This is a genomic window from Flavobacterium sp. GW821-FHT12A05 (genome assembly GCF_058807735.1).
This window is the reverse complement of sequence record NZ_JBXAQY010000010.1, coordinates 30621-49295: the sequence shown is the minus strand read 5'-3', so window position 1 is coordinate 49295 and position 18675 is coordinate 30621. Positions and strand designations below refer to the sequence as shown.

At 34.1% G+C, this 18675-nt stretch carries 16 protein-coding genes and 1 other RNA gene; 7 read left to right on the top strand and 10 right to left on the bottom strand.

Annotated features, from left to right (window positions below; all coding sequences use genetic code 11):
- Positions 1 to 40: 40 nt before the first annotated feature.
- Both AC1RRQ_RS21155 and fsa read right to left on the bottom strand, forming a co-directional pair.
- Positions 41 to 538, bottom strand: a complete 498-nt coding sequence (locus AC1RRQ_RS21155) for a hypothetical protein (protein WP_493024948.1) — start codon at positions 536 to 538, stop codon at positions 41 to 43.
- A 90-nt stretch (positions 539 to 628) separates the two neighbouring features.
- On the bottom strand, positions 629 to 1285 hold the full coding sequence (gene fsa, locus AC1RRQ_RS21150; RefSeq protein ID WP_154784194.1) for a fructose-6-phosphate aldolase: 657 nt from the start codon (positions 1283 to 1285) through the stop codon (positions 629 to 631).
- A 268-nt stretch (positions 1286 to 1553) separates the two neighbouring features.
- Between fsa and AC1RRQ_RS21145 the strand changes: the two genes are divergently transcribed.
- Positions 1554 to 2870 (top strand): GAF domain-containing sensor histidine kinase, encoded by a 1317-nt coding sequence (locus AC1RRQ_RS21145; RefSeq protein ID WP_493024947.1) that lies wholly within the window; start codon positions 1554 to 1556, stop codon positions 2868 to 2870.
- Positions 2871 to 2897: 27 nt separating this feature from the next.
- On the opposite strand, the gene AC1RRQ_RS21140 is transcribed toward AC1RRQ_RS21145, so the two are convergent.
- Together AC1RRQ_RS21140 and ffs are read right to left on the bottom strand one after the other, a co-directional pair.
- Positions 2898 to 3701 carry an SDR family oxidoreductase gene (locus tag AC1RRQ_RS21140; RefSeq protein WP_493024946.1) on the bottom strand — a complete coding sequence of 268 codons (804 nt, stop codon included), beginning with the start codon at positions 3699 to 3701 and terminating at the stop codon, positions 2898 to 2900.
- Between the two features lie 311 nt (positions 3702 to 4012).
- Positions 4013 to 4110, bottom strand: an RNA gene (gene ffs / locus AC1RRQ_RS21135) — signal recognition particle sRNA small type.
- An 88-nt stretch (positions 4111 to 4198) separates the two neighbouring features.
- Here ffs and AC1RRQ_RS21130 point away from each other — a divergent pair.
- Together AC1RRQ_RS21130 and hutI are read left to right on the top strand one after the other, a co-directional pair.
- Positions 4199 to 5248: a glutaminyl-peptide cyclotransferase gene (locus tag AC1RRQ_RS21130; RefSeq protein WP_493024945.1), complete on the top strand. Its 1050-nt coding sequence runs from the start codon at positions 4199 to 4201 to the stop codon at positions 5246 to 5248.
- A 102-nt stretch (positions 5249 to 5350) separates the two neighbouring features.
- Complete coding sequence (hutI, locus tag AC1RRQ_RS21125) at positions 5351 to 6586, top strand: imidazolonepropionase (RefSeq protein WP_493024944.1); 1236 nt, start codon at positions 5351 to 5353, stop codon at positions 6584 to 6586.
- A gap of 272 nt (positions 6587 to 6858) precedes the next feature.
- On the opposite strand, the gene AC1RRQ_RS21120 is transcribed toward hutI, so the two are convergent.
- Positions 6859 to 7740: a DUF8428 domain-containing protein gene (locus AC1RRQ_RS21120; protein WP_493024943.1), complete on the bottom strand. Its 882-nt coding sequence runs from the start codon at positions 7738 to 7740 to the stop codon at positions 6859 to 6861.
- Positions 7741 to 7837: 97 nt separating this feature from the next.
- On the opposite strand from AC1RRQ_RS21120, the gene AC1RRQ_RS21115 reads away from it, so the two are divergent.
- Both AC1RRQ_RS21115 and AC1RRQ_RS21110 read left to right on the top strand, forming a co-directional pair.
- Positions 7838 to 8884 carry a formimidoylglutamase gene (locus tag AC1RRQ_RS21115; RefSeq protein ID WP_493024942.1) on the top strand — a complete coding sequence of 349 codons (1047 nt, stop codon included), beginning with the start codon at positions 7838 to 7840 and terminating at the stop codon, positions 8882 to 8884.
- 124 nt (positions 8885 to 9008) lie between these two features.
- A complete protein-coding gene (locus tag AC1RRQ_RS21110; protein WP_493024941.1) occupies positions 9009 to 10256 on the top strand; it encodes a DEAD/DEAH box helicase in 1248 nt (415 codons plus the stop codon).
- On the opposite strand, the gene AC1RRQ_RS21105 is transcribed toward AC1RRQ_RS21110, so the two are convergent.
- The 3 genes from AC1RRQ_RS21105 to aroC form a co-directional block, all read right to left on the bottom strand.
- Entirely contained in the window at positions 10253 to 12442 is a 2190-nt protein-coding gene (locus AC1RRQ_RS21105; RefSeq protein ID WP_493024940.1) for a response regulator, read from the bottom strand. The genes AC1RRQ_RS21110 and AC1RRQ_RS21105 overlap by 4 nt on opposite strands.
- 112 nt (positions 12443 to 12554) lie before the next feature.
- Positions 12555 to 13835, bottom strand: a complete 1281-nt coding sequence (locus AC1RRQ_RS21100; RefSeq protein ID WP_493024939.1) for a dicarboxylate/amino acid:cation symporter — start codon at positions 13833 to 13835, stop codon at positions 12555 to 12557.
- Positions 13836 to 13886: 51 nt separating this feature from the next.
- Positions 13887 to 14945 (bottom strand): chorismate synthase, encoded by a 1059-nt coding sequence (aroC, locus tag AC1RRQ_RS21095; RefSeq protein WP_071638761.1) that lies wholly within the window; start codon positions 14943 to 14945, stop codon positions 13887 to 13889.
- Positions 14946 to 15133: 188 nt separating this feature from the next.
- Between aroC and AC1RRQ_RS21090 the strand changes: the two genes are divergently transcribed.
- Positions 15134 to 15958 (top strand): UDP-2,3-diacylglucosamine diphosphatase, encoded by an 825-nt coding sequence (locus tag AC1RRQ_RS21090; protein WP_493024938.1) that lies wholly within the window; start codon positions 15134 to 15136, stop codon positions 15956 to 15958.
- 156 nt (positions 15959 to 16114) lie between these two features.
- Positions 16115 to 16612, top strand: coding sequence for a hypothetical protein (locus tag AC1RRQ_RS21085; protein ID WP_493024937.1), 498 nt, complete (start codon positions 16115 to 16117; stop codon positions 16610 to 16612).
- Positions 16613 to 16817: 205 nt separating this feature from the next.
- Here AC1RRQ_RS21085 and AC1RRQ_RS21080 read toward each other — a convergent pair whose 3' ends face one another.
- Together AC1RRQ_RS21080 and bshA are read right to left on the bottom strand one after the other, a co-directional pair.
- Positions 16818 to 17240 carry a protease complex subunit PrcB family protein gene (locus AC1RRQ_RS21080; RefSeq protein ID WP_493024936.1) on the bottom strand — a complete coding sequence of 141 codons (423 nt, stop codon included), beginning with the start codon at positions 17238 to 17240 and terminating at the stop codon, positions 16818 to 16820.
- Positions 17241 to 17268: 28 nt separating this feature from the next.
- Entirely contained in the window at positions 17269 to 18405 is a 1137-nt protein-coding gene (gene bshA, locus AC1RRQ_RS21075) for an N-acetyl-alpha-D-glucosaminyl L-malate synthase BshA (protein ID WP_493024935.1), read from the bottom strand.
- Positions 18406 to 18675 lie beyond the last annotated feature (270 nt).

The window sequence follows — 18675 nt, the reverse complement described above, 5'->3', positions numbered from 1 at the left end:
GACTTTATTAACACCTCAGCATCTCAGAACCTTAGCCCCTTTACTTAGCATTAATTACATTAGCGAGATTCTTCTTAAAAATCGCCTTATTCTGAGCCGATAACGGATAAACCACCTCTTTATCAGCATGAACAATAACTTTATCTATATTCGCTTTTAAAAGCGCTTCCGGGTCTTTTATTTTTAAAGTACACGCACCATCAAAAAATCCATCCGACTCAATAATCTTTTTGGCTTCAATAATCGTTCCATCGCTTAAAACTGCCGAAATTGTCATTTCATTATTTAAGGTTTTAGAATAAAATCCGTCCATAACCAACATTAATCTATAGCTGTTTTTCATCTCAGGACCTTTAAACTCATGACGCGTAATATTATAACGAAGTCCTTTGGCCAAAGTCTGAAACTTAACCGAACAATCAAGCTCAAATGTTGCCACATCGCCGGCATCATTCACACTTTTTAGAACTTTAGCTGTTTGCGCATATATCGACACATTTACAGCAAAAAACGACAACATTATAAGCAGTACTTTCATATTCAATCATTTAAGTTTCATATAAAAGTAAAAAAAATCGCCTTTTCTCGTTAGAAAAAAGACGATTTTAATTTCATAAGTATCTAAGGATTACTTGTTTCCTTTTTCAAAGTCAGCAACAAACTGAGCTAAACCAATATCTGTTAACGGGTGTTTCAACAATCCGTAAATTGCAGAAAGAGGTCCAGTCATAACATCAGCACCAATTTTAGCACAATTTACAATATGCATAGTGTGACGTACAGACGCAGCTAAGATTTGAGTTTCGTAACCGTAGTTATCGTAAACTTCTCTAATTTCCTGAATTAAGTTTAAACCATCTGTCGAAACATCGTCTAAACGACCAATAAACGGAGAAACATAAGTAGCTCCGGCTTTAGCAGCCAAAAGCGCTTGTCCTACAGAAAAAACAAGAGTTACGTTAGTTTTAATTCCTTTATCCGAAAAATATTTTGCAGCCATAACACCTTCTTTTGTCATAGGCAGTTTTACCACGATTTGGTCATGCAATTCAGCCAGCTCCTCACCTTCTTTAATCATTCCGTCATAATCAAGAGCATTAACCTCAGCACTTACATCACCTTCTACAAGATCGCAGATATCAACATAATGCTTTAAGATGTTGTTTTTTCCTGTAATTCCTTCTTTCGCCATTAACGACGGGTTAGTTGTTACACCATCTAAAACACCTAAAGCTTGTGCTTCTTTAATTTGAGCTAAATTAGCTGTATCAATAAAAAATTTCATAATCTATATATTTAAATTTAATTGTGTTCCTATTTTGGGCGTGCCCCAATCCCGATAACTATCGGGAGGGCTCTCCGCTATATCTTTTGTTTCGTTTCACTTCACAAAAGGATGCCGCTTCTATCCCTCACGCAAATTCAGCTGCAAAATTACGATTTATAATTTTTCAAAGATTAAAAACTAAGAAATAATTATAACTATCCGCCTCAATAATTTGATACAAACCATAATAATATCGTATTTTTAAAAAATTAAAACAACTACGCCAGTGCTCGAAGAAAATTTCAAACAAGATATCATCAACATTGAAAAAATTTCAATTGTTCCTAATTTACTCAATGTTATATGCCAAACCACAGGAATGGGTTTTGCCGCCATTGCCAGAGTTACTGAAGATCGATGGATAACATGCAGTGCCTTAGATAATTTGGAGTTTGGGTTAAAACCAGGAGACGAATTACAAGTAAAAACAACAATCTGCGACGAAATCAGGCAAAATCCCAAAGCCGTAATTATTGACAACGTAAGCGAAGATTCTGAGTACCATAATCATCATACCCCAATTATGTACAATCTGCAGAGTTATATTTCTGTACCCATTATACGTCAGGACGGAAGTTTTTTTGGCACTTTATGCGCTATCGATCCTAAACCAAATAAATTAAAAGATTTTAAAGTCAGCGAAATGTTTAATCTTTTTGCTGAATTGATTGCGTTTCACTTAACTGCTGTAGAACAAGCTCAGGCAGACAAAACACTTTTAAGCGAAAAGAATACTCTTTTAAAGAAAAATGAAGTCGAAAAGAAAGAAACTGAAAAAATAATATCCGAAGCAGAAAAAAAGCTAATCGAGAAAAACAATTCGCTTAAAAAAATGAATACCGAACTTGAAGCCTTTAATTATATTTCGAGTCATGATCTTCAGGAACCTTTACGAAAAATTCAGCTTTATACAGATCTAATTCAGCGCGAAGAAGAAAACAAACTATCTGAAAAAGCAAAAGCGGCCTTTCAGAAAATTAGAAGTTCGGCCTTTAGAATGCAGAATTTAATCAACGATCTTCTTACCTATTCTAAAACAAAATTCGACGAAAGAAAATTTGAATTAAAAGACCTCAACACAATCTTAAATAATGTTATTGAAGATTTTAGCGAAGAAACAGAAAACAAAAATGTAATATTCGAAATAGAAGGTCTTGGAAGTTTAAATGTCATCGAATTTCAGTTCAGACAATTGATGTATAACCTCATCAGTAATTCTTTAAAGTTCTCAAATCCCGATAAAAAACTCGTTATAAGCATAACTTCTAAGACAGGAAACAAACAGGAATTAAATAACGATCAGCTTCTCCCGAATCAGAAATATAAATTGATTACCATTTCAGACAACGGACTTGGATTTGATCAGGCTTACAGCGACAAGATTTTTGGATTATTCCAGGTATTGCAAACCAAATCGTTAAACAGTACCGGAATTGGACTTACCATTGTAAAACGAATTGTAGAAAATCACAATGGTTTTATTAAAGCAGAAGGCGTTAAAAATCAAGGAGCAAAATTTGAAATTTTCATACCTATAGCATAATCTCAAATTTTGCTCCAGAATAATTTATTATAGTTTGTAATGATTCATCAGCATTTTTTCATACACTTTATCCGGAAGTGCAAGTTTTAGTACAATCGAAAATTTCTGCATGAATACCCCTACTTTATAATGCACTTTTGGCTTTGGAGTCTGTATAATTTTATAGATAGCTTCCGCCATTTCGTTTGGGTTGCTTCCTGCATCTACATGTTCATTCATTGTAGCAAGCGTATCTCCGTAAACTTTTTCATAAGCAGATCCTTTTACAACCGGCGCATGATAACGTCCAGAAGCAATATTAGTAGCAAAATCGCCTGGAGCAACATTGGTAATTTCAACCCCAAATTGTTTTACTTCCATACGTAAAGCCTCTGTAATCAATTCCAAAGCTCCTTTAGATGCCGAATAAACACTTCTATAAGGCAGTCCCATATATGCAGCAATTGAAGTAATATTGATAATCAAACCTGATTTTTGTTCGCGCATTTGCGGTAAAACAGCTTTCATTACTTCGATTGGTCCAAAGAAATTGGTTTCGAAATTGTTTTTAATTTCCTCCATCGGAATTTCTTCCAAAGGTCCGGTAATTCCAACTCCGGCATTATTAATTACAATATCTAATCTTCCTGAAGTCTGAATAATTTTAGCAACCGCTGTTTGAATTGATTCCGCATTTCGAACATCTAAAGCCACCAAAGGAAAAACTGAATTTAATACTTTTTCAGGATTTCGGCTTGTTCCATACACTACGAAACCTTTTGCATGTAAAAATTCTCCAATAGATTTTCCAATTCCTGATGATCCTCCGGTAATTAAAACGACTTTATTCATTTTGAAAAGTTATGAGTTTTGAGTTATAAGTTATGAGAGATCACTATTTTTTACCACAGAGCCCACAAAGACTTTTCACAGAGTTCACCAAGTTCTAAGTTGCGTTTACACAATCTAAGCCCACAAAGCTTTGCGAACTTTGCCTTTTCACAAAAAACTAAGAGTAAAAAAACTTAGCGTTCTTTGCGGTTAACTTTTTCATCCCTCCACAGTTTTTAGAATTACTCCAATAACTTTTAATTTACAAAGCACCAAAAATAAAAAAATCCTCCCGAAGGAAGACTACTTTTATACAAATTCTAAAAAATAAAAAATGGCAAGCGACCTACATCGCACCGCTCAACCACGTACCCTTGCTATGTTCCCATCCTGGGGGAGTCTGCAGGAGCTGGTCGTGTAGGACTTGCCGGTGCAAATATACAATCTTTTTATATTTTTGCAAGAGCTTTGCTGCTATAAAAATAACGTCGTATATTGGCTTATTCAAATTTTTAACTATGAAAAAATATAACTTCCTAACTGTCATTTTATTAGGAATCACATTAATTGGATGCAAAGGCACAAAAAAAGGTGAAAATTCTTTGTTTACCATCGATGATTCTGCTTTTCCTGCCCATTTTTTACCTCAAGAAGCGGTTTCAATTGGAATTTTAAACCCAAATTCGAAAGAAATCGACAGCGTTGTTTACTTTATTAACGACAAAAAAGTGGGAAGTCAAAAAGGAGCAGAAAAACTTAAATTTGAATTAAAAGATCAAAAATTGGGTTACCAATATTTAAAAGCTACTGCTTATTTTGGAGGAGATTCATCTGATGCCACAAAACGAATTGAAATCGTTTCGAATGTTGAACCAAAATTATTAAAGTATAAAGTCGTAAATACATTCCCTCACGATACTACTGCTTTTACAGAAGGATTAGAATTTCATGACGGTGTTTTATTTGAAAGTACAGGTCAAAAAGAAGACTCATACTTTAGATCTGTAGATTATAAAACCGGAAAAGTAATCAAACAGGTTGATCTTCCTAAAGAATATTTTGGTGAAGGAATTACTTTTATCAATGGAAAAATCTATCAATTAAGCTGGCAGGAAAAAACAGGTTTCATTTATGATGCTAAAACTTTCAAGTTAGAAAAAACATTCAAATACGATAAAGATATTGAAGGCTGGGGAATGACAAATGATGGCAAATACATTTATCACTCAGACGGAACGGAGAAAATCTGGAAAATGGATCCAGACACACAAAAACTAATTGATTATATCAACGTTTATTCTGGTTCTTCAAAAATTAAATCTATCAACGAGTTAGAATTAATCAACGGAAAATTCTATGTAAATGTTTGGCAGAAAGATGCTATTGCGGTTGTAAACCCAACTTCTGGCGCTGTCGAAGGAATATTAGACCTTTCTGGTTTACGCAAATCAGTTAAATCTAAGAATGCAGAAGTTTTAAACGGAATTGCATACAATCCGCAAACCAAAACCATTTTTGTTACAGGTAAATACTGGGATAAATTGTTTGAAATAACGGTTTCTGAATAACATCGAAACAATATTCAAATTTTTAAAATTCCAAATTCTAATATTTAGATACAAATTTCACGGATTAATTCGTGAAATTTGTGTTTTATAACAATACCAACAATGACAACATTAATAAAAAACATACAAGAACTGCTACAGGTTCGTGAAACTTCAATTGCTAAAGTTTCCGGATCAGAAATGGCATCACTTCCTACCATTAAAAATGCGTTCTTACTTATAAAAGATAATCTTATTGCCGATTTTGGTTCGATGGAAAATCTTCCTGAAATCAAAGCCGATAAAATTATCAACGCATCCGGACGAGTTGTTCTTCCAACCTGGTGTGACAGTCATACTCATATTGTATACGCAGGAAATCGCGAACAGGAATTTGTAGACCGTATTAACGGTTTTACTTATGAAGAAATCGCAAATCGTGGCGGCGGTATTTTAAATTCGGCTAAAAAATTAAATGAAACTTCTGAGGAAGAAATCTACGAGCAGTCGAAAGTACGTTTAGAAGAAGTAATGCATTTAGGAACCGGAGCTGTTGAAATAAAATCAGGCTACGGATTAACTATCGAAGGCGAATTAAAAATGCTTCGTGTTATTAAAAAACTGGCCGAAAATTATCCAATTTCCATTAAAGCTACTTTTTTAGGAGCACACGCTTTCCCTACTCATTACAAAGAAAACAAAGCGGGTTATATTGACGAGATTATAACAAAAATGCTTCCGGAAATTGCCCAAAACAAATTGGCCGATTATGTGGATGTTTTCTGCGAAAGCGGTTATTTTTCTGTTGAAGAAACCGAAAAAATCATGCAGGCCGGAATTGAATTCGGCTTAAAGCCAAAAATTCACGTTAACCAATTTAATTCTATTGGCGGGATTCAGTCTGGCGTTAAATTTAACGCGCTTTCTGTCGATCATTTAGAAATAATGAATCCGGAAGATATTAAGGCTTTAAAAGGCACCGAAACAATGCCGGTTGCACTGCCTTCTTGTTCTTATTTTTTAAGCATTCCGTATACGCCGGCAAGAGAAATGATAAAAGCAGGACTGCCAGTTGCCTTAGCAACCGATTTTAATCCTGGCTCTACTCCATCCGGAAACATGAATTTCGTGGTGGCAACAGCTTGTATCAAAATGAAAATGACTCCCGAAGAAGCCATAAATGCCGCAACAATAAACGGCGCTTATGCAATGGGGCTTTCAGAAACACATGGCAGTATTACAAAAGGCAAAAAAGCCAATTTAATTATAACAAAACCTATTTCATCTTACTATCAAATTCCTTACGCTTTTGGAAGCAATTTAATTGAAGACGTTTTAATTGAAGGGGAAATTATATAATAAAATTTAATGCTTTTCTAAATTATTTAAACATGACCCGCGGCCAAAACTGCGGGTTATTTTTATTATACCTATTACCAATTTTGCTCTGCAGCGGTTAAAACCGCTGCCTATATTGTAAAACAACATTTTCAAAACCTTTCATTCATAGCCCGTGGTTTCAACCACGGGATACATTGCAGACATAACATTTAAAAAATTTACCCCATAAAAAAAGGTCTGTGAAATCACAGACCTTTAATATCAAAGTGGTATTTACTTCTTTGGCACGATTATCTTAAGCTGAAACTTGTTTTAGAAACTAGTTCGTCATTATCAAAAACATTGATAAAATAAGTTCCTTTAGCAAAATCTTTTCCAGGAAGATCTTCTGTAACATTTACAGATTTGTTCTCATACTTTACAGTAGTTTTGAAGCTGTATGTTAAAGAGTTTTCTCCAAAGCTTTCAGTTTTTTTCTCGCCTAAAACATTGTTTTTTGCATCAATAACCTGAACATAATATGTTTTATCTCCAGATTTTGCAATTTGGTTTTCAGCAATTGTAAAACTTACTTTTAAGATATCAGCACGGCTTGCTTTATCTGTTTCAATTTGTTTTCCTGAGCTTCTTAATTTGTAAGCAGAAGTTTTAGTGTTCAAAACTGATAATTTAGAACCTTTTTCAACTGTTTTTGCAAGCTCTTCATTTTGTCCTACAAGTACTTCGTTGTATTTTTTAGACTCTCCTAATACTACAATTGTACTATCTCTTTGAACTGTTAAAGCACCATTTTGTTTTTTCAATTCGTCATTCTCAGCAACCAAAGTTTTCATTTTACCCTGCATTGCCTGAACTTGAGATCTGTATTTAGAAACATCACCTTTAGATTTATTTAAATCATCCATTAAAGCGACAACTTTATCTCTTTCCTGAATTAATTCGTCAGACATTGATGTATTTTCAGCAATTGCAGCATCGTACGTTGCTTTTAATTCCTGAAGATCTTTCATAACAGATTCTTTTTCTGTCATTGTAGTAGTAAGTTCTGTCTTAACTACATCAGTATCAGAAGATAATTTAAAAATATACACTAAGCTACCAATCAGTAGGACTGCTAAAACCGCTATTACCGCTTTTAGACTTGAATTGTTGTTGTTCTTTGGGTTTTCCATATTTAATAATTTTCTTTAATAACAAATTTAAGAATTAATATAAGTTAATAACGTAAGTTGTTACAATTATATTATTTTTGGAAAATAAATTTTTTTCATGGAAAAATTAATTCCTTTTACTGTCAATGATTTGGCAAAAGTTACAAATCATCGTAGTGGTGAAATAAAATTCGGAGAAAAAATGATTGTACTTCCAAAAGAAGTAGACAAAATCAAGTTTTTACAAGAATCAGAGGCAAAGTATGTACTTTTAGGAATACCCGAAGATATTGGTGTTCGTGCCAATTACGGAAGACCCGGCGCAGCCTCGGCTTGGGAAAATGCTATTAAAAGTATTGCCAACATTCAACATAATCGTTTTTCTAAAGGAAGCCAGATCATTGTTTTAGGACAATTAGACGTGGCTCAGGAAATGCGTGATGTCGAAAATCTAGATTTTAACGACATTGACGATCGTTCAAAATTAAGTCAGTTAGTAGAAAAAATAGACAAAGAGGTTTCTCATATAATTTTCACAATTATAAAAGCCGGAAAGACACCTATTATTATTGGAGGCGGTCATAACAATGCTTACGGGAATATTAAAGGTTCGGCTTTAGCCAAAGGAAAACCAATCAATGCCATCAATTTTGATGCTCATTCTGATTTTAGAATTCTGGAAGGGCGCCACAGCGGCAACGGATTTTCGTATGCGTATGAAGAAGGATTCCTTAAAAAATATTTCATTTTTGGACTTCACGAAAACTATACTTCTAAAAGTGTATTAGATATTATAAAAAAACTCGAAGACCGCGTTCGTTATAATACGTACGACAGCGTTAATATTCGCAAAGAAAAAGATTTCGACAGGGAAATGGCGCTTGCTCTTGAGTTTATAAAAACAGATCCGTTTGGAATTGAAATTGATTTAGACGCAATTCCTAACATTGCCAGCAGTGCTATGACAATCAGCGGCTTTTCGGTAGAAGAATTAAGACAGTTTATTTCATTTTTCGGACAACATAGAAATGCGGCTTATTTACATATCTGCGAAGGCGCACCAGATTTAGCCGATTCTCCAAATAATAATTTAATTGGAAAATTAATTGGTTATTTGGTAACGGATTTTGTGAAAGCGAATAACGAAAAAGAAAAATCACAATGAAGGTCAACCGGCTTAAAACCACACATTTTCCAAATAATACAAGATTCAAATAAACGATTGACCGAATAAACCTATCTTTGCAGAGAATTTAGTACTTAAAACTAAAATTCTTAATTAGTAAGATATGTTATTCGAAGATTTATCACTTTCAAAAAGTATACAAAAAGCCGTATTTGAAGAAGGCTACCTTAACCCCACTCCAATTCAGGAAAAATCTATTCCGATTGTTTTAGCTGGACGAGATTTGATTGGCTGTGCGCAAACCGGTACCGGAAAAACTGCGGCATTTGCAATTCCAATTATACACCAACTGCACCGAATTGTAGGCTCATCAAAAAAAGCAAAACAAATTCGTGCGCTTATTGTAACGCCTACGCGTGAATTAGCGGTTCAGATTGGACAAAGTTTTGACACTTATTCTAAATATACCAATTTAACGCAATTGACCATTTTTGGCGGGGTTTCTCAAAATCCGCAGGTCGACGCTTTAAAAAATGGCGTAGATGTTTTGGTGGCAACTCCAGGCCGATTATTGGATTTACAAAAACAAGGTTTTCTGGATTTAAATCATCTGCACACTTTAGTTTTAGACGAAGCCGATCAGATGCTGGATATGGGTTTTATAAACGATGTAAAAAAGATCGTAAAGCTTACTCCTAAAAACAGACAAACTTTATTATTCTCGGCTACTATGCCGCTTGCTATTCGCGAATTGGCTGAAATGTTTTTGCAGGATCCTGAAAAAGTAGAAGTTTCTCCAGTTTCATCAACTGCCGAAAATGTGGAGCAGCGTATTTATTTTGTTGACAAAACAGAAAAAAGAAACTTGCTTTATCGTTTAATTAAGGAAGAAAATTTATCAAATGTATTGGTGTTTTCAAGAACTAAGCATGGTGCAGATAATGTTGTAAAAGCACTTCGCAAAAAAGACATTCCTGCCGAAGCAATTCACGGAGACAAATCTCAAAATGCAAGACAGCGTGTTCTGGATGCTTTCAAAAACAAAGAAGTTGGTGTTTTGGTTGCTACTGATATTGCTGCAAGAGGAATTGATATTGAGCAATTGCCTTATGTTATCAATTTTGATTTACCTAATATTCCTGAAACTTACGTACACCGAATTGGTCGTACCGGACGTGCAGGAAATGGCGGCATTGCGATTTCGTTTTGCGGTAAAGATGAAGAACCTTACTGGAAAGACATTAAGAAATTAATAAAGGTTGATGTAAAAATTATTACAGATCATCCTTATCCTTGGCATGCCGGAAGTCCGGAAGCTGGCGAAAAACCTAAAAATTCTAATAGAAGCGGCGGTGCTCATAAATCGAGAAAATCAAGTGCTTCAAAACAAAATAAAAAACGCTGGTATTAAATACCAGCGTTTTTCGCTTCTGTTATTAAGTAATTCAGGATCTTAAATAATTTTACCGGTTCAAACGGTTTTACAATAATATCATTCATTCCGGATGAAAGCGCTTCGTCTGTAATTTCATCTTTATCAAAAGCCGTAAGCGCCACAATTGGTGTTTTTATTCCTAGTAAACGAATTCTTTTAGTCGTTTCAAATCCGTTCATTAATGGCATGTTGATATCCATTAAAATAAGATCAAATCCTTCTTTTTCTAATATAGAAAGTGCTCCAAAACCATCATCAACAACCTTACAGATAAAATTATTCTTTTCAATAATTTTCTTGGTCACTAACTGATTGATGAGATTATCTTCGACAATCAGGATTTTATAAATTTCACTGGATGTTAAATCGACTTCGATATCTTCAATAATTTTTTGGGTTTTTAAAGGATCATGTTCAAACGGAATTACAAACGAAAATGAAGTTCCGGCGCCAAGATCACTTTCTAAAGTAATGGTACTTCCAAAAAGTCCCAGTAAGCGTTTTACAATACTAAGTCCGAGTCCGGTTCCTTGGTAATCTTCATCTTTTCTTCCTACCTGAACAAATTTTTCGAATATTTTATTTTGATCGACGGCCGCAATACCTACTCCATTATCTTTAATTAAAAAATCCAGATAATAGTATTTTCCCTCTATTCTGTTCAGTTTTACAATAATTTCAACTTCTCCGTCTTTGGTAAATTTTAATGCGTTACTAACAAGGTTCATTAAAATCTGAGCCAGACGCAGTTTATCTCCAATTAAATATTCCGGAATATGCTGGTCTATTTCTACATTAATTTTATTGTTGTTTTTTTGAGACAAAAAGGAAAGCGAGTTTTTAATCATCGTAATTTCATCAGAAATATTAAATGTCAAGCTTTCCAGCACTACTTTATTCTCTTCAATTTTATTAATCTGGAGTATATCATTTACCAGCGAAAGCAAATATCTGGCAGAAAATTTTAAAGCACTTAAATGCTGGCTCTGCGATAATTCTTTATGTTCCTCGAGAAGCATGTTGGTTATTCCCACTACACCATACAGCGGTGTACGTAATTCATGGCTTATAGTCGAAATAAATTGCGTTTTGAGTACAGAGGCTTCTTCTGCAATTTCTTTTGCTTCTAAAAGCTCTAAATTGTGTTTTTTCTTAAATCCGATATTCTTGATTAAGGTTACAATTAAAAAAAGCAGAATAAGAGAAATTAGAATAAAAAGTATAACGATAATTCGGGATTTTTTTAAACTTTGAGATTGAGAGGTCTTTTCGTTTTCAATTTTATCAATCTGTCTTTTGTATTCGTCCAGCTCTAAATTAAAACCGGCGATTGAGGCTTTTTTAAGCTTTTCCTGATTGTACAGTTCTTCGGTAATTTCATTATACAAAATAAGATGTTTGTAGGCTTCTTTGTAATTCTTTATTTTGGTTAAGAATTTCGAATATTCTAAATGCGCATAAGATAAATCAGATTGTTCACTGCTGTTTTTCCCCGCTGTTATCGCTTTTAAAAAGTACGCATTTGCTGCATCATTGGCATTGATAAAATTAGAATACATGCCATTTAGCATATAAACTACAATTTCAGTCGACTCGTCGCCGTATTTTTCAATATTATTCCCGACAAATTTCAAGTACGGATATCCTTCCTTAAATCTTCCAATATCAAAATAAGCCCAGGCAATATTTACATTGGTAAAATAAACCTGACTGATATCATTGGTTTTTAAACTGTAAGCAATTGATTTTTTATAATAATTGATTCCTTTATCAAATTGCTTTTTTTCAAAACAATAAATGTTGCCAATATTATTATTAAGACTGTATTTTAAAGAATCGTTATCGGTTTTATTGACGTAGTATAAGCCTTTATTGTAGAAGAAGATGGCTTTATCAAACTCTGAAAGTTCATTATAATTGCCGGCAATAACTTTGTAGGATTTGGCTATTAGAACATTATTCTTAGCGGCCGTAGCATAATTTAATGCAACACGTGAGGTAATGAGGGACTTCTCGAAATTAGAATCTTTAAAATCGTCCCAGGCTTGTTTAACGAGTTTATTGATCCGGGCTTCTGAAACTGGTTCAGATTGACCTATAGCTAGATTACTGAAACAATTCAGGAATAGCAGTGCAAGTAAAAAAATCCGTATGTGGGGCATCAATCGGCTAGTTTTATCAAATATACACTTAAAAATAAAAAAAAGCTGTATTTCCTATAAAAATACAGCTTTTCTTTTTAGCTATCTGTTATTGCTTTTCTTACAAAAGCAATTAATTCTCCACTACTGTATCAGAATCGTGATTTCCTTCCCATTTTCCAACAACCGAAGTTGCTAAGGCATTTCCAAGTACATTGGTTGCACTTCTAAACATATCACAGAAATGATCAATTGGTAAAATCAAGGCAATACCTTCAACCGGAATTTTAAACATGCCGCAAGTAGCCGCAACAATTACTAAACTCGCTCTTGGTACACCCGCAATACCTTTACTGGTTAACATTAAAACCAAAAGCATCGCCATTTGCGTTCCTAAATCTAAGTGCACACCATAAAACTGAGCAATAAAAATACTGGCAAAAGTCATGTACATCATACTTCCGTCAAGGTTAAACGAATATCCAAGCGGTAACATGAAGGCTACAATTTTATCTTTTACACCAAAACTTTCTAATTCTTCTGTTAATTTAGGAAAAACAGCTTCACTGCTGGTTGTTCCAAAAGCAATAGCTAATGGCCCAACAATACGTCTTAATAATTCTGTCATTCTTCCTTTTAAGAAAATATAACCTACTACAATTAAAACAACCCATAAAGTACTGATCCCTATTAAAAATGATCCAAAAAATTTAAAATACGTAATGATTAATTCCTCGGCATCTCTAATAGCAAATACTCCTGCAATGGCACCAAAAACTCCAATTGGAGCAAATTTCATTACATAGTTTACCATTTTTAAAACGATATGCGAAGCTTTATCAAAGGCATTTATAATTGGTTTTACTGTAGCTCCTAATGAAGCTGCTGCTAATCCAAAAAAGATAGAGAATATTACAATTTGTAAAATTTCGTTGGTTGCCAATGCCTCAAAAATACTTTTAGGAACAATATGCTCCACAAAGTTCTCAACCGATAATATTTTTGTTTTTGCCGTTACCTCAGTAGCAGCACTCATATCAACATGATCTAATTTTAAGCCTACTCCGGGTTTTAAAACGTTTACAAAGAATAATCCAATTAACAAGGATATAAAAGAAGCGGTAAAGAACCATCCAAGTGCTTTTCCTCCAACTCTTCCAACGGTTTTTATATCACCCAATTTTGCAATTCCTACTACTAAAGTGGTAAAAACCAAAGGAGCAATAATCATTTGCACTAATCTGATGAAGATCGTTGCAAGCATTTTTATTTTGTTGCTGAATGATACTGCTGCTTCCTGCGAAATTGAATTATGAATAATAATTCCTAAGGCTGCTCCAAGCACCATCGCAATAATAATCTGCCCGGTTAATCCTGAAAAAAATGATTTCTTTTTGTTTTCTGTAACTTGCATTAATTTACTTTTTGGTTATTAAAATATAAGACCCTCACTGTCTTAACTTTTTTAATATGTTTTGTTGATTAAATAAAAATCTGCCAAAACAATTGCAGCCATCGCCTCAACGATTGGTACTGCACGAGGTACAACACACGGATCATGACGTCCTTTTCCTGTCATTGGTGTAATATTTCCTTTATTATCCAGAGAGTCCTGAGTCTGCATGATAGTCGCAACAGGTTTAAAAGCTACTCTAAAATAAATATCCATTCCGTTACTAATTCCCCCTTGGATTCCTCCCGAAAGATTTGTTTTTGTAGTTCCGTCAGGATTGTATAAATCGTTATGCTCGCTTCCTTTCATTTCAGAACCAGAGAAACCGCTTCCGTATTCAAAACCTTTTACGGCATTAATAGAAAGCATTGCTTTACCCAATTCTGCATGTAATTTATCAAAAACAGGTTCGCCTAAACCAACCGGAACATTTTGAATTACACAAGAAACAACACCACCAACAGTATCTCCCTGTTTGCGGATATCGCGAATATATTCTTCCATAATTGCTGCCGATTTTTCATCTGGACAACGAACCGGATTACTTTCTATTTTAGAAAAATCTAAATCCTGATACGGTGTATCTAAATGAATTGGCCCAACTGACGAAACGTATGCATTAATTTTAATTTCAGGAAGCATTTGTTTTGCAATTGCCCCTGCTACTACTCTGCTGGCTGTTTCGCGTGCAGAACTTCTTCCGCCTCCGCGATAATCACGAAAACCATATTTTTGGTCATACACATAATCAGCATGACTTGGTCTGTAATTGTCTTTTATATGAGAGTAATCGTCTGATTTTTGATTGGTATTTGGAATAATAAAACCAATTGGAGTTCCAGTAGTTTTACCTTCAAATATTCCAGATAAAAACTGAACGCTGTCTGGTTCTTTTCTTTGTGTTACGATTGCCGACTGTCCTGGCTTTCTGCGAGACATTTCAACTTCAATTGCTTCTAGATCAAGTTCTATTCCTGATGGACAACCGTCTATAATACCGCCTAAAGCTTCACCATGAGATTCTCCAAACGTGGTAACTTTATATAGGGTGCCGTAGCTATTTCCTGCCATTGTAATTAGTTTTGAGCAAATGTAAGTTTTATGAATTAAATTAAAAAATTAAAAATTGGTAATATTAATTAAAGATTAAACAGATTAAAAATCACAATTTATTAAAATTGACCTCAAATTAGTAACCTTTTGATAAAATAAATCCGGCCGGATATTCATTCATTTGTAGAACTTCAAAATAAGAAAAATTGAAAAAACGAAATGTCGAATTGGTCATTATTTCTGATGTCCATTTGGGAACTTACGGAAGTCACGCAAAAGAGCTAAACAACTACCTATCAACCATTAAACCAAAAACACTTGTCTTAAACGGCGATATAATTGATGCGTGGCAGTTTAGAAAATCTTACTTCCCAAAAGCGCATTTGCGAGTTATCCAACGTATAATTGGAATGGCCTCAAAAGGAACGAAAGTATATTACATAACTGGAAATCACGATGAAATTCTTCGAAAATTCAGCGATATGAATATGGGGAATTTTTCGCTGGTCGATAAATTAGTTTTAGAATTAGACGACAAAAAAGCCTGGATTTTTCACGGAGATGTTTTCGATGCCTCTGTACAGCATTCTAAATGGATTGCAAAATTAGGTGGTTTAGGTTACGATTATTTAATCCTTACGAATCGTTTTGCGAACTGGTGTTTGGCAAAATTAGGCCGTGAACCGTATTCTTTTTCTAAAAAAATAAAAGCAAGCGTAAAAAAAGCAGTGAAATTCATTTCGGATTTTGAAACTACAGCAACTGATCTTGCAATCGAAAAAAATTACGATTATGTAATTTGCGGCCATATTCATGAGCCAAAAATATTAACCAAAGAAAACAAACACGGTTCTACTTTATATTTAAATTCAGGAGATTGGGTCGAAAATCTAACAGCTCTTGAATACCATAAAAAGCGCTGGAAATTATATTCCTATACACATACCAACTTTACCGAAGAAGAAAATTTATTTGAAATGGAAGATATTTTAACTTCTCAAATGTTATCTAACATTATTTTGAAAAAATAGTCTTAATCAGCGTTTTAAGACCTGTAGAAGTGTTTTATTAACTTTTGAAGGTCTTAAAATTTCTAAAAATGTGAATTATATAACAATTTCTAAAAATAATATACGTTCTTCATAAACAAGGAAATCTAAATTTGACAAAAATTAATTAACCATTTTATGAAGAAGATCATATTATCTGCCATTATGCTTTTGGGATTAGCATTTACAGCTCAATCGCAAGAAATTTCAAAAAACGCTCTTGGAATTCGTTTAGGAGACAATAACGGATTTGGAGGAGAGGTATCCTACCAATTAGGATTAAACCAAAAAAACAGACTTGAATTTGATTTAGGCTGGAGAAACAGCAGCGATGTTGATGCCATAAAAGGAGTTGCTCTTTACCAATGGGTTTGGAACATCGACGGAGGATTTAACTGGTACGCTGGTGTTGGGGGTGGTTTAGCTGCTTGGGACCACGATTACTACAATAACAATTACAGATATAACGACAGCGGAACTTATGTTTTTGCGGCCGGAGATATTGGTATCGAATACAGATTTTCAGAAGTGCCAATCACACTGTCATTAGATGCAAGACCTGAAATTGGTTCTGGATATTATGACGATGACAATTTTGGATTTGACGTTGGTTTCGGTGTTAAATTCAGATTCTAAATAAAGATAAAAAATAATTGTAAGAAGAAACCTGTCGTTGTAATGCGACAGGTTTTTTTTATGTTTTAAAATAAAATGTGTCAGGCTGAGCGAAGTCGAAGCCCAATTATGTAACGATGGCTTCGACTTCGCTCAGCCTGACATTCAGCCTATAACTCTTCACTAATAACTAATTACTAATAACTAATAACTAATAACTAATAACTTACTTAATAATAATCTCTTTTTTAGAATGTATTTTCACAACCGTATAAGGATAAGAGATTACCTGCATCACCATTGCATCCTGAGCAGGAGCATTTTCTTTGATGGTTATAATGATATTTTTATCTGTTTCTTCCACATTTTCAATACCAATAGAATAGCCGCTGGTGTTTTTCTCACCCATATTCAGAATAACATAATTCGAATTGCTAATATCAGCCTGCTTCATTTTGTCTGCCAAAAGCGGATCATTTTCAAGCATTTTAATTTCGTTAGGTTCTGTCAGGATTTCAAAAAACTTGATATTACCGCCGCCATTCGTCTGCTCCGTTAGAACTTCATACAATGCCGTCGAACTAGTTGCTTTTTTTGTTGCACAAGAAGCTAAAACAAAAATTACCAAAACCGAAATTACTTTTTTCATTACATTCAAATTTTTAAAATTATTGTTTCTATTCTTTATAATCGTCAATTGCTTTTTGGTACAAAGCCTCATACTTAGGCAGGATGTTTTTAATATCAAATTTTCTGGCCACTTCCAGAGCGTTTTTCTTAAACTCATTCAAAGTAGCATCGTCTTTTAAGATTTTAATCGCATTTGCTGCCATTTCGTCTACATTTCCAACATCACTTAAATAGCCCGAAATACCATCAAAATTAACCTCAGGCAAACCGCCCGAATTACTTGATATAACCGGAACACCGCAAGCCATAGCTTCTAAAGCCGCCAAACCAAAACTTTCTGTTTCTGATGGAAGCAAAAACAAATCAGTCATGCATAAAATCTTATCGATTTCGTTACTGTTACCAAAGAAAATTACTTTATCGTAAATTCCTAGTTCCATACATAAAACCTCTGCTTTTTCTTTTTCAGGACCATCACCTACCATCATTAATTTAGCAGGCATTTCTTTCTGGATATTATAGAAAATTTTAATAATATCCGGAATACGTTTTACCTTTCTAAAGTTACTGATATGTGTAATAATACGTTCATTTTCCTTTGCCATCACATAACGATGACAAGGTGCACCAGGGTCTTTAACCACTTTATCCAATTCGATAAAATTCGGGATCACCTTAATTTTATTCTTGATTTTGAATAATTTTAACGTATCATCTTTCAAACTCTGCGAAACCGAAGTCACATAATCTGACTTATTGATACTAAAAGTTACGGCAGGTTTATAAAAAGGATGGTTTCCTACCAGCGTAATATCTGTTCCGTGAAGCGTTGTAATCATCGGAAGATTAATTCCTTCGTTCTTCAGCATTTGTTTCGCCATATACCCCGCATAAGCGTGCGGAATAGCATAATGCACATGAAGAACTTCTATTTTATACAATTTCACCATATCGACCAATTTGCTTGACAAAGCCAATTCGTACGGCTGATAGTGAAATAAAGGATATTCAGGAACGTTTACTTCGTGATAATGAACATTAGGATTCAAAAGTGCTAATCTTACAGGCTGACTGTAAGTTATAAAATGTATTTCGTGTCCGCGTCTGGCTAATTCGAGGCCTAGTTCTGTAGCAACTACACCACTACCGCCAAATGTCGGATAACAAACTATTGCTATTTTCATGTATTAAATTTAATTCTACGAAAATACTCAAAAATCACCTTTAATTGAGTATTTCAATTGTTAGATTTTTGTGAATCTTAGATTTATCAGATTATTAGAACGTTAGAGTTTTTAATCGATAAATTTTATCAGGAGCAGAAAAATTATTTTTCCAAAAGACCAGTTGTCCCGCTGTCCGCTATATCTTTTCTGCCGAACCCCGGCAAAAAAGGATATCGCTTCCATCGGGGCTATAATAAACGTTTTTGTTTTTTGAAGAACTTTTCTTCG